The organism is Micromonospora sp. WMMD735 (assembly GCF_049178995.1).
Taxonomy (GTDB): Bacteria; Actinomycetota; Actinomycetes; order Mycobacteriales; family Micromonosporaceae; genus Micromonospora; species Micromonospora wenchangensis.
Genome location: NZ_JBMHMJ010000002.1, coordinates 2,620,364 through 2,635,461, shown reverse-complemented (window position 1 = coordinate 2,635,461; position 15,098 = coordinate 2,620,364). Strand labels below are relative to the sequence as shown.

Here is a 15,098-nt window from a genome sequence, read left to right as displayed (position 1 = left end):
CGGTACGACGATGGCATTTTCCATGCGGGGAGGGGCAGGCGCGGTTGCACCACGCTTGACAATCATCAGATCTGGGCCTCACTCGCCCTCGCTGGCGCGGTGTACGACCTGACCACCGCCCGCACCCACGGCCTGATCGATGCCCTGACCAGCGTCAACATCGTGGCATTCGCCGAGAAGACGTATCAAGACGCTGGTGGCAGTGTCCCTATACCATTCAACGTCGCCGATACCTACCCCGGCTGTCCCACCGGCGGAAGAGCATCAACCGCCACCACGCGCCACGATCCGAGCCGTCGCCGAACGCGCCGTCGCAGCCCCTCAAGGGCTGGAAAGTTCTGGCCAAGCTCCGCTGCTGCCCCCGACGCGCCACCGCGATCATCCAGGCCATCCTCGTCCTACACCACATCTAGACCACCCAAACCCACGATGAAAAGGCTTGTCAGCGCCCTGAAAGGCTTTCCTCGATGGACCGGATCACCGGTGACCAGGCATCCTTTACGTTGGCGAACTGCCGTTGGCCTTTGAGTGCCTTACCGCTGTACCGATATGCCTCCCACTCTTCTCGTAGAAAGACGATTTCGTCGTTCATCCGCACAACTCCGGCCGCAATAAGTACTTGAAGCGCGATGTTGAACTCCGAAATCGCAAACGGCTGCCGACCCTGGAACTTTCTGACGAAAACCCCACGTTCGCCAGAGTGCCCGTGGTTGCGCGTGAGATTCATCAGTTTGTTGAGAAAGCGGATCACCTTTCGGTCGAGCGGCTCCTCGCTCGTCAGTTCCAGTCGATACTCAAACCAGGGATAGCCGATCTTGACGACGGAAGGAACTCGTAGCTCGAACTCGTTCGATGGCGGTAGTTGGGTCGAAGTGAGCGGAAGCTGCAGTGCCTCGGCGACCTCAATAACGACAGATGCCTCCTGGTCGCCGATGGTGTCCATGCCTGGGCGGCGAGCGAACTCTAGCGCCGGCCCTTCGAATCGGACTGCTTTCGCGTGGATGAACAAGTCCGGACCCAGCACCGTCCCCTGAGAATTGCCCGGAACGAGGACCGTGCTGTCACTGCGGATGGACAACTCAGCCAATGGTCCGAGGAGTTGCAGCTCATGCGGCGAATCGGTCGACAGTTCGAACTTGGTAATACGCACACTTTCGCGGCCTCGCTTTATCGCGAACTCGCCCTCATATGTGAGTGGGTCTATCTGGTTGATAGAAGTGCTCGTCATAGACTCTGTCCACTCGGAGGCAATGATGGAAGCGTGCAGCGCGGCGAACTGCGGTTCGCTGATGATGAGCTGCGACTTGGTGCCTACGAAATCGAGCAAGAGTCCCGAGGTGTCACCAATCTCGATGATGCGCGACGGAGAAAATATCGAGTCGTCGAACTCAAGCGACGCGACATAAGCCTCGAAGACGGGACTCGCCCACTTGTTCTCCGATCGGAAGGGGTGATCGTCAGCGAATGTAGTGATGCGCTTTACATACTCCTGCCGCACGGCAGCGTCGGGAATGTGCGCAAGTCTCGGCGGTTCAGCTTTCTCAAGGAAGTGGCAGAGCCAGCCGATCTGCTCGCTTGGGCTATAAACTACCTCGGGATCGAGTCCCAATTCCTTGGCAAGGTCAGCAACCTTGCCCTGGTCGCGTAGAAGAAGCCGCTCAAGAATTCCCTGCAGAAGATTAATGCGTCCCTCGGCACGCGGCCCTTGATCCTCGAACTGCTGGCGTATCGCCAAGAAGTTCGGCCGCTTGATAAGCATGGCCGCAACCGCATCGAGCACAGGAGGATAGCCCGCAAACGCCTCGGCGTAGCCACCCTCGCTGGCGCTGCGCAGTGAGGTGATCAGCGCATTCCGCGCGGCCACATACTCGACGGAGGAGGAATCCGTGCGGGGATCGCGCCTTGTGGCGACCCCGTCTACGTATTGAGTGCACTGGGCCGGGGCAAGGTGAGAGATTTCCCACCAAGATACGGAAAGTCCTAGGTCGCTGAGTGTCGCCCATAGGTCTTCTAGAGTTCGCTCGCGGCCGAACAATACATAGTGCAGCCCCTTGCGGGCGAGACGACCCAGCGACTCGATGAACTCTCGCCACGAGATCGCTGAAACGCGAGCCCTAGCCTCGTCGAGAGAGTCGATAGCGATGAGCGGACGGGTCTCACCCTCAATGAGAGCAGCCACGTCGTGGCTTTCGAGGTACCGCCCGAGCGCGTACTCCAGCGATGTGGCACCGACGGCACTATCAAGATCCAGCCGCCATAGCGGTGCGTTGAGTCGGCTGGCGAGTTCCCTCGCGGCGGTGCTCTTTCCAGCCGCACCACGCGCTGACACTAGCGTAACCACCGGATTGGCGTTGTCGTCCTTCTCAAGAAGGACGGGCGGCACGAAGAAGTCCCCGGGTTCCAAAGCGGGAATCTCGAAGCTCCTCGACGGCTTGCCGCGCAACGGAGACGTCTCGAAGCCGCGGCAGAAGTCGCCGAAAGTCCGTGTCGAGTCGAGATTCAAGGGGGTCTCCTCACCTCGCGACAGGCTTGCACTAAGGTACGACAGCAGGATGTCCACAGTAGCTTGTCATGTCCCACGACGTGTAGGTGGGCCGCCTCAGCTTCATCCTGTTGAGTGGGCCCTTTCATCCTGCGTAGCGGTTGGCTTCGACGTGGTGCAGAACGAGGATGGCTTGCACGGTCGAGGTCGCTCGCCGTGTCAGCAGCTTGTTCAGGATCTTCCAGACCTCCGATCGCCGTAAGGGTCAAGCGGGGGCTGGGTTTCGGGTGGGGAATGCCTTGGTCTCGTCGTAGAGCAGAACTATGTCGGAACCGTCGTCAGCACCTGCCGACATATCCGGTAGCTCTGGTGGAGGGCGGGGAACAGGACCACCTGCGGCCGACGCTGCTATCCGAGGCGGAATCACCCCTGGGTGCGTGGGGAGCAGTGTTCGCCGTCCCGCACGTACGCATCACCGGTGGGATCACCCCCGCGTGCGCGGGGAGCAGAACGCCTCCGGCCTTCATCAGGGGACAGAACCGGATCACCCCCGTGCGCGGGGAGCAGCCCCGGCTGTAGTCGGCGAGCTGCATCGCCATCGGATCACCCCCGCGTGCGCGGGGAGCAGCTCCTGCCCGCCGCCCTTGCCGGGCAGGTCGCGGGATCACCCCCGCGTGCGCGCGGAGCAGCGCGTGCTGGCGCTACCGGGAGTGGACGCCTGGGGACCACCCCCGGTAGCGCGGGGAGCAGGACCTGGGTGACGGGGCGGGGTGGCGTAACCGGGGATCACCCCCGCGTGCGCGGGGAGCAGAGGCTGACCGATCACCCGTCCTACCGGCGCTACGGATCACCCCCGCGTGCGCGGGGAGCAGTCGCCCAGGTGGTCAGCGCCAGCGGCCCTCCGGGGATCACCCCCGCGTGCGCGGGGAGCAGGCTTTTTGACCTGGGGCGTTAAAGATCAACCTTGCTGTTTTTGTTCACTTTGGTTGGCGGCCTGTTTTTAGGGTCGGTCTGGTTGTTGCTGGTTGTGGCCGGCGGTTGCCGTACAGGCGATGGTAGTCAATGCGGGTCCGGCGGCGTCGGCCTCATGCGGGTCGGTAGCACCGCCACTGTCCAAGCGGTCTGGCCGTCGACATCATGGTCTGTGGCAGCAATGATCGGGACTGGGCCTTCCTCTGGGCCTGTGGCGAGATGCTTCCCGCTGTCCTGCCGCAGGGTAGCCGGCTGAGGTGTGTGGTCACCCGCGACGGCGGAACCACATGGTGGCACGGTGTCTGTACCGGTACCGGAGAGAGGGTCACCTGTTGACGGTGCTGTTGCGCGACTACCACGGCCACGCCTTCGAGCTGGCCGACGCCGAGGACGCGGGACGTCGCTTCGATGAGCAGATCGGAACGATCATGCCGCACGGGGGCTGCGGACAGACCTTCACCGTCGGCACCCACGATCAACCCGCCCTCCGCATCGATATCGACATCGATGCGGACCGGGCGGCGGTGCGCTGGCTGCCTGATGGCAGCTATGCCGCCGAGCGGCAACCCGACACACCCATCACCGTGTACGAGTCGCCAGACGTCGGCCTGGTGGAAATCTCTGCCGGCATCGCGCGAGTGACCCCAGCCGCCGCCCGGACCGCAGTCGTCGAGTACGCCACCACCGGCCAATGCCCCACCAGCATGCGCTGGCAGCACGAGGAGCAGTAGCCGGCCCGACAAAGCCGTAGCGCAGGCCGTTGACCAATCCCGGGACGACAGAGCCGCCCGGGCATGCGCGGCGAACGGCGCAGGCTCGTGCCTCTGGGGTTGGTGGTCCCCGCGTGCGCGGGGAGCAGGGCCAGCCGGTACGGGTGGAGATCGGCGACTGGGGATCACCCCTGCCTGCGCGGGGAGCAGTGGGAGCCCGAGCGCTACCCCGGCGCGGTGTCGGGATCACCCCCGCGTGCGCGGGGAGCAGCAGAGAGCGGCGGGGAAGTTGACGGACTGGAAGGGATCACCCCCGCGTGCGCGGGGAACAGCCGGTGGCGGGCCGCAGGAACGACCCGATCATGGGATCACCCCCGCGTGCGCGGGGACCAGGAGACGGGCGCGCTTGACGCGCTGCGAGTCGTGGGATCACCCCCGCGTGCGCGGGGAGCAGGTCACGGGTCCGGGCCAGGGCAGTCCGGTCATCGGGTTCACCCCCGCGTGCGCGGGGAGCAGACCCCGAGCAACGTCAAGGTCGGGCCGTACGTCGGATCACCCCCGCGTGCGCGGGCAGCAGGCAGTCGGCGCGGGGAAGATGTTCCGGTGGGAGGGATCACCCCCGCGTGCGCGGGGAGCAGTCCGGCGGTGCGATTTCCTCCATGACGGAGGTCGGATCACCCCCGCGTGCGCGGGGAGCAGGGATTCCGGAGATCATCCGCAGGAACGGCGGCAGGATCACCCCCGCGTGCGCGGGGAGCAGACTTCTTGACCTGGGGCGCTAGAGATCAACCGCGTCGTTTTCCTTCACTTTGGCTGACAGTTCGTTCATGTGGTCGGTCCTGTTTCGCTGGTGGGGGTCCGTAGTTGTGTATGGAGGATGGTAGCCAACGCGGAGCCTGTCGATGGCGTCGTGAGCGGCTTCTTGGTTGTGATGGTTGCAGGCTCGTCTCGGTCTGCTCGTCGAAGTGCCGTCCTGTGTCCTCGGCGTCGGTCAGCTCAGCGGGTTGACCGTGGTTGTTGCGCAGGCGGCAGTGTCCACGGGTGATCCTCTCCCGATCACGTGGGGCTGTGACTCTGCCGTACGTGACGGGGTGTGTCATCGGCTGGCCGCCCTGCGATCTGCGCTCGCGCTACTTCTTACGCGAGGTCGCGTCGTCTGCCCATCGGATGAGCGATGGGCGTTGACCGGTCGCGATGTACTCAACGACTGCCCGGTGGGCGGTTTCCACCGACAGCACTGCCAACTCGGCGGGGATGGTGACCAGAGGGGAGTCAGACGACTCCAGAACCACGATCGGTTCGGCTGGAGGCTGTTCCACCGCGTGACCGCCGTCGGGCAGCCAGCGCAGCGCGGCCCTTTCGTTGTCGTAGTCGATGTCGAGGCGTAGGACGTCGTCAGCTCCGCTCGGTGCGAACCAGAATACGTGCGCCCGGGTGCCGTGCGGTCCGATCATCAGCGTCTGCTTGTCGAGAAACACCCGGGCGGCCTCCGCGTCAGGTAGCTCCTGCTCGCAGATGTCGAACACCACGCGGTACGTCATGACCTGATCCTCTCACCCGTGCCTGTGTAGGTCTTGGTCCACCAGGTTCGTCCGCCGTCCTGTGTCGCCCACACGGTAAGGCGGGCGCCGGCGGGCAGGACCGGGGGGAGGAGTTTGTCGCAGGTCAGCGGCCAGTCCCGATCGAAATCCCGAGTTCCGCATGTGGTGTTGTTCAGCACCAGCTCACCCTCGTCGAGTTCGTCGCGGCGCATCCGCGCCGCGACGTGGCTCTCGACGTGGCTGACCAGGACGCGTGGCCATCCGCCGCCCCGATACGGGTGCAGGTCCGCGACAGAGGCGTCATCGTCCCGGCTGACAATGGTTTCGCCGTTGAATACCCCAGTGGTCGGGTCCGTCCGCTTGTTGCGGACCGGCAGACTCCGGCCGGTTTCTTCGACGTGTGCGGGTGGCTGGGGTGACGGCGATCCCTGCCCGGGTACGTCGCCACCCGCGGTCGTTTTCCCGCGTCACCGGCTGCCCGCGCCTCGCCCAACGCGCCGTTGACGAGGTGCTTCGCGGCTTGGCCGCGATGTCCTACCTGTTCGAGGACCTGCTTGATCGTCGCCAGTTGGGACAGCATTGGACCCTGCTGCCCGCCCTGCAGCACGGCGGCGGTGAGATGCTGAACCTCGGCGAGCTTGGCGATGGCGGCCGCGACTGCGTTGGTGGCCGCGTCCAGTGTGGCCACTGCCCGGCCGAACACGGCAATCGTCTGCTGCGGCGACTCCTGGCTCGCGGCGGCACCAACCGCGCTGAGCGCCTGCGCGATGTGGCCGCCGACCGACGCCGCGCGGGCCCGGATCTCTTGAGTCCCGGTCTGAACCGCGCGCATACGCTGGGCGATCACGGTGAAGCCGGCGGCGGCTGAACGGGCGGCGACCTGCTCGGCCGCTGTCGCAGCCGCCGCTGCGGTCTCGACGGCTCGTGCGGTCCCCTCCGCCATCGACTGCAGCTCGCCGCTGATGCTGTCGGTGAGTGGCATATCCAGCCCTTCCCGCGACCGACGATCGGCACCTGCCGGTTCATCGAAGCGTATGGACGCCAGGTCAGCCGCACAACCGTCCTACGCTCTCGGCACCGCGCCGCCTTCGGCCGACACGCAACCCAGTCCGATACGACATCTCTCGCTTCCCCCGGCCTCGTTGAGGCCGCCCGCATGCCCATGCTGTGGGCGCTGTACGCCCCGGCGCGACGCGAGCTGCACGACCTGGTCCCGCAGCCGATCCAGCAGGACGAGTACCGCATCGAGGAGCCCCGTTGGGCCGCTCCCAGCCGGGGTGCTCCCGCATCGCGTCCGGGATCTGTGCCGCCCGTCGCCCGACTGCCTCCGGAGCCGGCATCCGCTTCGTCGTCACCGTCGTGGCCTACCCTTCCCGTACGTTGGGCGTGGGACACGGGGGCCGAGCACCGCTTTGCGTCGACCACTGCCCCCCCGCATGCGCGGGCAGCAGAGCGCCGCACCACCAGTGCAGGCAGGTCCGGGGATCGCCCCCGCATGCGCGGGGAGCAGTACGGGTCCAGCCCGGGGTGGGGTCGGAACTGGGGATCACCCCCGCATGCGCGGGGAGCAGTTCAGCGCGTCGGCGGGGGTGACGTCGGTTCGGAGGATCACCCCCGCATGCGCGGGGAGCAGGGCGGCGTGCACCTTGCGGCCATCGCCGTTGAAGGATCACCCCCGCATGCGCGGGGAGCAGCTCAGCGTCGTCTCGCAGAGGTATGTGGACGAGGGATCACCCCCGCATGCGCGGGGAGCAGGCGATGAAGGCGAATGGTCGTGGGCGGATGTTCGGATCACCCCCGCATGCGCGGGGAGCAGGCAGGCCGTGACAGCCCAACCCCGGGACGGCGTGGATCACCCCCGCATGCGCGGGGAGCAGGACTACACGAACACGTTGGAACTCACCTACGTGGGATCACCCCCGCATGCGCGGGGAGCAGGACTACACGAACACGTTGGAACTCACCTACGTGGGATCACCCCCGCATGCGCGGGGAGCAGATCATCGCCACGCCCAGCCGGACGCTAGCAATGGGATCACCCCCGCATGCGCGGGGAGCAGATCCAGGCGTTCTACGCCAAGATCCTCGCCGCAGGATCACCCCCGCATGCGCGGGGAGCAGACGTGGCGCAGCGTCGACCACGGCGTGACGTTCGGATCACCCCCGCATGCGCGGGGAGCAGGAGCTGGAAAAGTTCGCCACCACGCCGGACGAGGGATCACCCCCGCATGCGCGGGGAGCAGCTATTCCAGGGCCTCTGGGACCCGATTCAGTCGGGATCACCCCCGCATGCGCGGGGAGCAGAGCCGCTGCACCGACTCGATCCCCGCGCTGATGGGATCACCCCCGCATGCGCGGGGAGCAGGCGTCGATCGTGCCGGCCGCCGAGTTGACCGCGGGATCACCCCCGCATGCGCGGGGAGCAGGTGGCGTCCTGGACGGTGATACCCGCCGACCGGGGATCACCCCCGCATGCGCGGGGAGCAGACGATCCGCGTAACGGGCCGCTCGGGCACAAAGGGATCACCCCCGCATGCGCGGGGAGCAGACTTCTTGACCTGAGGCGCTATAGATCAACTACGTCGATTTTATTCACTTTGGCTGACGGATCGTTCATGTGGGTGAGTCCTGCTTCGGCTGATTCGAGCGCGCAGTTTGATGCACAGAGCATGGTAGCCAACCTGGACCCGGACGGTCGCGTTGTGAGTCACTCCCGCAGTCATGGCGTGGACCGATGGGTCGATCGGTGAAGAGATCGGCTGTGCTGTCTGGTGCTGAGGAGTTCGAGGGCGCTGGTGGTCTGGCGTTGGATCGCGTCGAGCGTCTCGGTGCTGGGGTTGTCGGTGGTGAGGGTGGTTTGGTGGAGCAGGGTTTCTGCTGCCCAGATTCGGTGCCAGGTGAGTGCCCAGGTTTCGGCGGGTAGGCCGGCGCGGCTGCGGAGGGCGTGTGGGTGGCCGCCGGCGTGGACGTAGTGGTTGAGGAGGCGGCGTAGTCGGGGTGGGTCGGGTGGGTTGCGGGTGCCGTGCCAGGTGGCGAGGTCGAGGATGCCGGGGCCGTTGAAGGCGTTGGCGACGTCGAGGAGGTGCCAGCCGTCGCGGGTGATGTGCAGCGACGTGGGATGTAGTTCGGAGTGGCAGACCCCGAACGGTGGGATTTCAGCGCCTGCTGTTCGCTGTGCGGTGGCGTGGTCGAGGGCCTGGAATAGCGGGGCGAGATCGTGCTCGCCGGTGAGTCGGCCGGTGTCGGTGAGGCGTTCTACGTACGCCAGGCTTCGTGTGGGTAGGGCGCGTAGGGCGGTTTCGTCGAGGGTCGCGAGCCGTGGTGCGGGTTCGAGGGTGTGCAGTCTGGCGGCGGCGATGGCGGCGTCGTTCTCGCTGGCGTCGCGGGTGGCCGGGCCGAGGTCCTTGATGAGCATGCCGAGGGTGTCGTCGATGGTGACGGAGTTGTGGACCTGCGGTACGGGGATGCCGTGAGCGGCCAGGTGTCGGAGTGTGTGGTCTTCGTTGGTGAACGGGCGGGTGGCGTACTTGAAGACGATGGTGGTGTCGTCGGTCAGGTGGAGGCGTTCGACGCCGCTGAGCTGCCAGATCCGTATCGGTTCGCGGCGGACGACCTCGATGCCGGCGGCCTGGGTCAGGGCGGCCAGGAGTGCGTTGGTGACCTGTTCGGTGATCACGGGCCGGGCTCCTGGAGCCGGGCCCGGGCGGTAGCCGTGCCTTGGTGGAGCAGGTCCAGGACGTGTCCGAGTTGGCCGCTCATGCTGGTAGGCACCCGTCCGGTTGCGGCCTGGTGAAAGTCCTGGAAGTGCGGCAGGAGTCGGAGGAGGGCGGGTCGGGCGGTGAAGAAGGCGTCCGGGTCGCCGCTGGAGTGGGCGCGTCGTCGTAGCGAGGCGAGGGCGACGATCTTGTCAGCGGTGGAGGCGAGCAGGACGGGCTGGTCGTCGATGGTGATCGGCGGGTCGGGCTGGTCGAGGGCGTGGTGTTCGACCTGTAACGCGCGGATGATTCGTGGCACTTCTGGCCCGTATCTGGCGGTGAGGATGGTGTGGAGGTCCACGTCGAGTGGGGCGAATTCCGGGGCGTCGTGCAGGAGCGCGGCGGCGGTCAGCTCGGGGGATACGTCCGGTAGGTGTCGGGTGAGGGTGACCGCGACCCGGACGGCGTGGACGAGGGCCGGTCGTTCGTCGATGGTCTGCCTGGCGCACCAGGTGCGGGCGTCGGTGAGGGCGTGGCGGACGAGTGGGTGCCGTGGCGCGGCGAGAGCGGTCACTGGCGGTGCCCTTCCTGGTCATAGCATGGGTGGGTGGATGGTCCGCTGCCCGAGTGGTGTGAGCGCACCTGTGTGGTGTGTCCGGCGCAGGAACTGGGTCCGGGCCGGTTCGACGTGGTCGACCGGCCAGGCCCTGATTTCGCGTACGACCCGGCAGTGGGTTGGCGGGTCGACCCGAACGGGCATCCGGTGTGCGTGCACCCGTACCGCGTCGGTATGCCGCCGGGCCGGTATGCCTCGGCCGGTGTGCCGTTGCCGACGCCGAGCGTGGCGGTCCCGACGCCGACCCCGGCGGCGTTGGAGTTGCCGACCGAGGTGGATGACCTGGAGGGGTGGTTGGTCGCCACGCTGCGGGTCGCGGCACCCGAGCAGCTGTTCACGGCGGTCGCGCGGGCGGAACGGCAGGCCGGTGAACGGTTCGCACCCGGCGTGGTCGTGCAGACCCTACGCCGGGTGCTCTCCATCGAACTCGCCAACCGGTAGCCGGGGGTCAGACCGCCGCGGGGGTGGGCTGGGTGTCGAAGGTGATGGTGTGGCTTCGCCCGCCTCGGCCGAACCCGGCGGGTCCGTAGTGGGCGTCGAGGATGCCCAGCCGGCGGCTGACCTCGGCCGCGTCGAGCCAGTACCGCAGCGGCTGCCCACCCCACCCGGCCGCCGCGTAGTAGTCGTCGGTCACGCATCCCCGGGTGTAGCCGAAGTCCTCCAGCTCGGTGGCGTGGGGGAACACCACCTGGAGGTCGGCCTGCATCCGGCTCATCAGGGTGAACTGCGCGAGCACGGCGTGGACCATCTCGTCCACCGGCGCCGGAACCAGCAGCTCCGCCTTCTCCTCGTCACCTCCGGTCAGCTCGTACACCGCCGCTTTCAGCGCGAGGACCCGCAGCGCCTCCACCAGCAGCGGCCCCGCGTCCCGCTCCAGCGACCACTCGCTCACCGTCGGGTAGCCGGTGAACGTGGCCCAGCAGGACGAGTACCGCATCGAGGAACCGTTGAGCCGCTTCCAGCCGGGGTGCTCCCGCATCGCGTCCAGGATCTGCGCCGCCCGTCGCCCGACCGCCTCCGGAGCCGGCATCCGCGTCGTCGTCACCGTCATGGCCTGTCCCTTCCCATACGTTGGAAGTGAAGGGCGCGGCAGCCGAGCACTGCTTTGCGTCGACCACCGCACCCGTTACCCACGACGGTATGGGCGCTGACGGGCGTCGATGGAGAGTGTGTTGTCGGGCGTAGACGCGCCGCGTTCACACCCCGTGTGAACGCGGCGAAACACTTCGATCGTCAACCGGTTGGCCATAGGCTGGCGGGGTGGCCGAGGCGAACATCCTGCTCGATGCCCTCCTCGAACGCGCCGGGCTGTCCCACGCCGGCCTGGCCAAGCAACTCAACACCCTCGACGACCGACTGCGCTACGACCACGCATCCGTCGCCCGATGGATCCGGGACCATGCGATCCCCCGGGACCCGGTGCCGGTGATGATCTGCCGCATCGTCGGCGGCCGGCTCGGCATCCCCCTGACCCTGGCCGACATCGGCATGACCCGGGGCGGCGACCATACCGATCCGCCCGGCCTGCCGCAGGTGGTGGACCAGGCTGCCGCGCTGTGGCGCAGCGACCAGAAGGGTCACACACGAAGGTCGACCGTCACCGGGTCGCAGGCGACAGCACCCGTGTGGGAGTGGGAGAACCCACCCGAGGACGACGACGTGTCGCACCTCGGGCACCGGCGGGTCGACCCCACCGACATCTCCGGACTACGAAACGCACGAGCCCGCTACCAGGAGATGTATCGACGGGTCGGCGGCGTACCGGTCAAGGCCCGCGTCGTGGCCACCCTCACCGCGCAGGCCGCACCCTTGCTGCGCGCGTCGTACGACAACGCCCGGGGGCGCGAGCTGTACCGGGCCGTGGGTGGACTCGCCGCCCTGGCCGGAGTGTGCGCCTACGACGCCGACCAACAACCCCTGGCACAACGGCACCTGCTGACCGCGCTGCGGCTGGCAAAAGCCTCCGGCGACCGAGCGTTCGGCGCCTACGTCGTCGCCCTGATGGCCAACCAGGCGCTCTACCTGGACGAATACCGGCTCGTCGTGCAGTACGCCCAAGCCGCCCTCCGAGCGGCCGGCACCACCATCTCCCCGGCCCTGACCGCGGACCTACACGCCCTCGCAGGCAAGGCGTACGCACGCATGGGCGACGCGACCGGCAGCCACCCACACCTCCGGCACGCCGAAACTCTCGCCGGCCGCATCCCCCACGCAGGAAGCCCAGCCGAGGTGTCGTACGTCCAACCTGGCCTGGTCGAAACCCAGATCGCCGAGGCCCTCCGCCGGCTCGGCGACCTCACCGCCGCGCAGACCTACGCCGAGGAATCCGTACGAACCGGCACCACCACCCATCTACGCGGACAGGCCCACCGGTACGCGGGACTGTCACTCATCCTGACCGCGCGAGGCGACCTCGACCGCAGCGCGCACGCCGCCGCCCACATGCTCGACCGGGTCACCGGCATGGAATCCGGACGCCTGCAGGACCGGGTAACCCAGGTCATCACCGCCCTACGCCCCCACGCCGCTCACCCCGCCGTAGCCGACCTTCTTGACCGTGCACACCCGCACCTACCACCGATAGGAACCTGATGCGCTGGACAGTTCACTCCGAACGCGACCTCTACCGCGACCAGTGGGTCCACGTCGCCAGCGCCGACGTCGAGCTACCCGACGGCCGGCACCTCGACCACCGGATCATCCGCACCGCAGCACCCGGAGCCGGCCTCGCCGTCGTCACCGACAACAAGGTGCTCCTCATCTGGCGACACAGGTTCATCACCGACACCTGGGGCTGGGAAATCCCCCACGGCAGCATCCGCCCCGGCGAAGACCCCGCCGACGCGGCTGCCCGGGAAGCCGAGGAGGAGACCGGCTGGCGACCCGAGCGACCGATCCGCCCACTCGTCTACAGCCAACCCTCACCCGGCCTCATGACCAGCGAACACCACATCTTCACCGCCAACGCCGCGACCCACGTTGGTCCACCCAAGGACAGCTTCGAGAGCGACAAGGTGGAATGGGTGCCACTTGTCGACATCCCAGAGCTCATCAACAAGAAGCAGATCGTCGCGGGAACCACCCTCGTCGCACTGCTCTACCTGCTCGCTGGCCACCTCACCACGAGTTGACGCTGGCACCTTCGTGCGCGCAGGCAAAGGAGAAGCGGCTCCAGCCGGGCCACCTCCGTGCATTCGCGGAAGCAGCCCGGCACTGGCACCGGCCGCCGCATGTCCACGGGATCACCCCCCATGCGCGGGAGCAGTGCCGGCGGCGGGCCTTGTCGGATGCCCAGTCCGGATCACCCCCGCATGCGCGGGGAGCAGGACAGCGAACAGACGGACCACGTCGGCGGCGGGGGATCACCCCCGCATGCGCGGGGAGCAGCGCGAGTTCCATTCCGGCGTGAGGCGGACGTCGGGATCACCCCCGCATGCGCGGGGAGCAGGCCAGCAGTTCCTTGATCGTCGCCGCGCTGACCGGATCACCCCCGCATGTGCGGGGAGCAGGGTGACACCCGTTCGGCCGATCTTGTCGGCGTGGGATCACCCCCGCATGCGCGGGGAGCAGCCCGACCGGGTCGCTGCGGTGCTGCGCGCGAAGGGATCACCCCCGCATGCGCGGGGAGCAGGAGCTGCCGGCGACCGCATCCACGATGGAGGCGGGATCACCCCCGCATGCGCGGGGAGCAGTACGCCGTGTTCAGGTACGCCGCCCACTCCTGGGGATCACCCCCGCATGCGCGGGGAGCAGCCCTTGCTGTCCCGCCACCTGACCGTCACCCGGGGATCACCCCCGCATGCGCGGGGAGCAGGCTAGGACGGTGCACTGCCGGCGGGCGACGTGGGGATCACCCCTGCATGCGCGGGGAGCAGTTCTCGGCGAGCCGGCGCGCGGTCTCCGGGTCGGGATCACCCCCGCATGCGCGGGGAGCAGCTCCTCGGCACCGTCGGGGGCGTGGCCCTGGCGGGATCACCCCCGCATGCGCGGGGAGCAGAAGGGCGTGCCGCTGGACGCGGACGGGACCGCGGGATCACCCCCGCATGCGCGGGGAGCAGACTTCTTGACCTGGGGCGCTGAAGATCAACTACGCTGTTTTTCTTCACTTTGACTGGCGGCCTGTTCATGTGGTCGGTCCTTGTTCCGCTGGTTGAGGCTCGCGGCTCATTTGCAGAGGATGGTAGCCAACGCGAAGTCGGCGGAGGCGGTGGCTGTCGTGGACATACCGGGCAGAGTCCGTAGGGGCGTACGAGTTGTGACTGAGCTTTGCGGCTTTTCACGGGCATGCCATCCCATCGTCACCTACATCGAAGATGAGGGTTGTATCTGCTGTCGATGGTGACCTGGAGGCATGGCATGTCAGGACTGACCACGAAGACGTCCGGGCGGGCCCGGCCCCGGGTGCGCGCCGTGACGCTGGCGCTCGCCACGTTCGTCGGCGCGGCCCTCTCGGTGGGCATCGCGGGGACGGCGGCGGCGACGCCGCCGGGGATCCCGTCGAAGGCGACCGCCCAGTCGCAGCTCAATGCCCTCACCGTCGCCGCCGAGGGTTCCACCAGCGGTTACTCCCGGGACCTGTTCCCGCACTGGATCACCGTCAGCGGCAGCTGCGACACCCGTGAGCAGGTCCTCAAACGTGACGGCACCTCGGTGGTCGTGAACTCCTCCTGTCAGGCCACGTCGGGGCGCTGGTACAGCCCGTATGACGGGGCGACCTGGACCGCCGCGTCGGATCTCGACATCGACCACGTGGTTCCCCTGGCCGAGGCGTGGCGTTCCGGGGCGAGTTCCTGGACGACCAGCCGGCGGCAGAGCTTCGCCAACGACCTGTCCGGGCCGCAGTTGATCGCGGTGACGGACAACGTCAACCAGTCCAAGGGTGACCAGGACCCGTCGACGTGGCAGCCGCCCCTGTCGTCGTACCGGTGCACCTACGGCAAGATGTGGATCACCGTGAAGTACACCTGGGGCCTACGGTTGCAGTTATCGGAGAAGTCGGCCCTGCAGAGCATGCTCAACACCTGCTCCTGAGTCTGCCGGCTGGATCGGCGGACCAACGCTCGACGGGCGTCGGCTGGCACC

General features: G+C 67.5%; 11 protein-coding genes, 3 pseudogenes and 3 CRISPR repeat arrays. Of the genes and pseudogenes, 6 read left to right on the top strand and 8 right to left on the bottom strand.

Features of this window, described 5'->3' with window-relative positions; all coding sequences use genetic code 11:
• Nucleotides 1-69: 69 nt before the first annotated feature.
• Nucleotides 70-413: pseudogene (locus tag ACN268_RS11160) on the top strand (transposase family protein); the annotation flags it as partial.
• 29 nt (nt 414-442) lie between these two features.
• Here the strand turns inward: ACN268_RS11160 and ACN268_RS11155 are convergent.
• Nucleotides 443-2,560 (bottom strand): hypothetical protein, encoded by a 2,118-nt coding sequence (locus tag ACN268_RS11155; protein WP_421483114.1) that lies wholly within the window; start codon nt 2,558-2,560, stop codon nt 443-445.
• Between the two features lie 67 nt (nt 2,561-2,627).
• A pseudogene (locus ACN268_RS11150) lies at nt 2,628-2,732 on the bottom strand (IS5/IS1182 family transposase); the annotation flags it as partial.
• 349 nt (nt 2,733-3,081) lie between these two features.
• A CRISPR array of direct repeats spans nt 3,082-3,415; the repeat unit is 28 nt; unit sequence GGATCACCCCCGCGTGCGCGGGGAGCAG.
• 377 nt (nt 3,416-3,792) lie between these two features.
• Here ACN268_RS11150 and ACN268_RS11145 point away from each other — a divergent pair.
• Complete coding sequence (locus tag ACN268_RS11145) at nt 3,793-4,185, top strand: Imm1 family immunity protein (RefSeq protein WP_421486856.1); 393 nt, start codon at nt 3,793-3,795, stop codon at nt 4,183-4,185.
• A 1,109-nt stretch (nt 4,186-5,294) separates the two neighbouring features.
• Here ACN268_RS11145 and ACN268_RS11140 read toward each other — a convergent pair.
• The 5 genes and pseudogenes from ACN268_RS11140 to ACN268_RS11120 all read right to left on the bottom strand — a co-directional run bounded on the left by ACN268_RS11140 (nt 5,295) and on the right by ACN268_RS11120 (nt 9,974).
• Nucleotides 5,295-5,705 carry an Imm1 family immunity protein gene (locus ACN268_RS11140; protein ID WP_421483113.1) on the bottom strand — a complete coding sequence of 137 codons (411 nt, stop codon included), beginning with the start codon at nt 5,703-5,705 and terminating at the stop codon, nt 5,295-5,297.
• A complete protein-coding gene (locus ACN268_RS11135) occupies nt 5,702-6,082 on the bottom strand; it encodes a DddA-like double-stranded DNA deaminase toxin (protein WP_421486855.1) in 381 nt (126 codons plus the stop codon). The genes ACN268_RS11140 and ACN268_RS11135 overlap by 4 nt, the downstream gene beginning before the upstream one ends.
• Nucleotides 6,083-6,231: 149 nt before the next feature.
• A pseudogene (locus ACN268_RS11130) lies at nt 6,232-6,537 on the bottom strand (DUF6244 family protein); the annotation flags it as partial.
• 649 nt (nt 6,538-7,186) lie between these two features.
• Nucleotides 7,187-8,253: direct repeats of the CRISPR family, unit length 29 nt; unit sequence GGGATCACCCCCGCATGCGCGGGGAGCAG.
• Nucleotides 8,254-8,424: 171 nt separating this feature from the next.
• On the bottom strand, nt 8,425-9,381 hold the full coding sequence (locus ACN268_RS11125) for a hypothetical protein (protein ID WP_421483112.1): 957 nt from the start codon (nt 9,379-9,381) through the stop codon (nt 8,425-8,427).
• Nucleotides 9,378-9,974 (bottom strand): metal-dependent phosphohydrolase, encoded by a 597-nt coding sequence (locus ACN268_RS11120; RefSeq protein ID WP_421483111.1) that lies wholly within the window; start codon nt 9,972-9,974, stop codon nt 9,378-9,380. The genes ACN268_RS11125 and ACN268_RS11120 overlap by 4 nt, the downstream gene beginning before the upstream one ends.
• A 33-nt stretch (nt 9,975-10,007) precedes the next feature.
• Here ACN268_RS11120 and ACN268_RS11115 point away from each other — a divergent pair, with 33 nt between their 5' ends.
• On the top strand, nt 10,008-10,457 hold the full coding sequence (locus tag ACN268_RS11115; protein ID WP_421483110.1) for a hypothetical protein: 450 nt from the start codon (nt 10,008-10,010) through the stop codon (nt 10,455-10,457).
• A gap of 7 nt (nt 10,458-10,464) precedes the next feature.
• Here the strand turns inward: ACN268_RS11115 and ACN268_RS11110 are convergent, their stop codons facing one another.
• Nucleotides 10,465-11,067 carry a hypothetical protein gene (locus ACN268_RS11110; protein ID WP_421483109.1) on the bottom strand — a complete coding sequence of 201 codons (603 nt, stop codon included), beginning with the start codon at nt 11,065-11,067 and terminating at the stop codon, nt 10,465-10,467.
• Nucleotides 11,068-11,276: 209 nt separating this feature from the next.
• Here ACN268_RS11110 and ACN268_RS11105 point away from each other — a divergent pair, with 209 nt between their 5' ends.
• The 3 genes from ACN268_RS11105 (at nt 11,277) to ACN268_RS11095 (ending at nt 15,047) form a co-directional block, all read left to right on the top strand.
• The gene (locus ACN268_RS11105) at nt 11,277-12,608 is read left to right on the top strand and encodes a hypothetical protein (RefSeq protein ID WP_421483108.1); all 1,332 of its coding nucleotides are present in this window, start codon (nt 11,277-11,279) and stop codon (nt 12,606-12,608) included.
• A complete protein-coding gene (locus ACN268_RS11100) occupies nt 12,608-13,147 on the top strand; it encodes an NUDIX hydrolase (protein WP_421483106.1) in 540 nt (179 codons plus the stop codon). Before ACN268_RS11105 ends, ACN268_RS11100 begins: the two co-directional genes overlap by 1 nt.
• 166 nt (nt 13,148-13,313) lie before the next feature.
• Nucleotides 13,314-14,074: a CRISPR direct-repeat array (repeat unit 29 nt; unit sequence GGGATCACCCCCGCATGCGCGGGGAGCAG).
• 298 nt (nt 14,075-14,372) lie between these two features.
• Nucleotides 14,373-15,047: an HNH endonuclease family protein gene (locus ACN268_RS11095; RefSeq protein WP_421483105.1), complete on the top strand. Its 675-nt coding sequence runs from the start codon at nt 14,373-14,375 to the stop codon at nt 15,045-15,047.
• The last annotated feature ends 51 nt before the right edge of the window (nt 15,048-15,098 follow it).

What these genes read in the sequence shown, in the direction of transcription:
- ACN268_RS11095 (WP_421483105.1), top strand. Translation starts at nt 14,373, where the DNA reads ATGTCAGGACTGACCACGAAGACGTCCGGGCGGGCCCGGCCCCGGGTG.
- ACN268_RS11140 (WP_421483113.1), bottom strand. Translation starts at nt 5,705, where the DNA reads ATGACGTACCGCGTGGTGTTCGACATCTGCGAGCAGGAGCTACCTGAC.
- ACN268_RS11100 (WP_421483106.1), top strand. Translation starts at nt 12,608, where the DNA reads ATGCGCTGGACAGTTCACTCCGAACGCGACCTCTACCGCGACCAGTGG.
- ACN268_RS11110 (WP_421483109.1), bottom strand. Translation starts at nt 11,067, where the DNA reads ATGACGGTGACGACGACGCGGATGCCGGCTCCGGAGGCGGTCGGGCGA.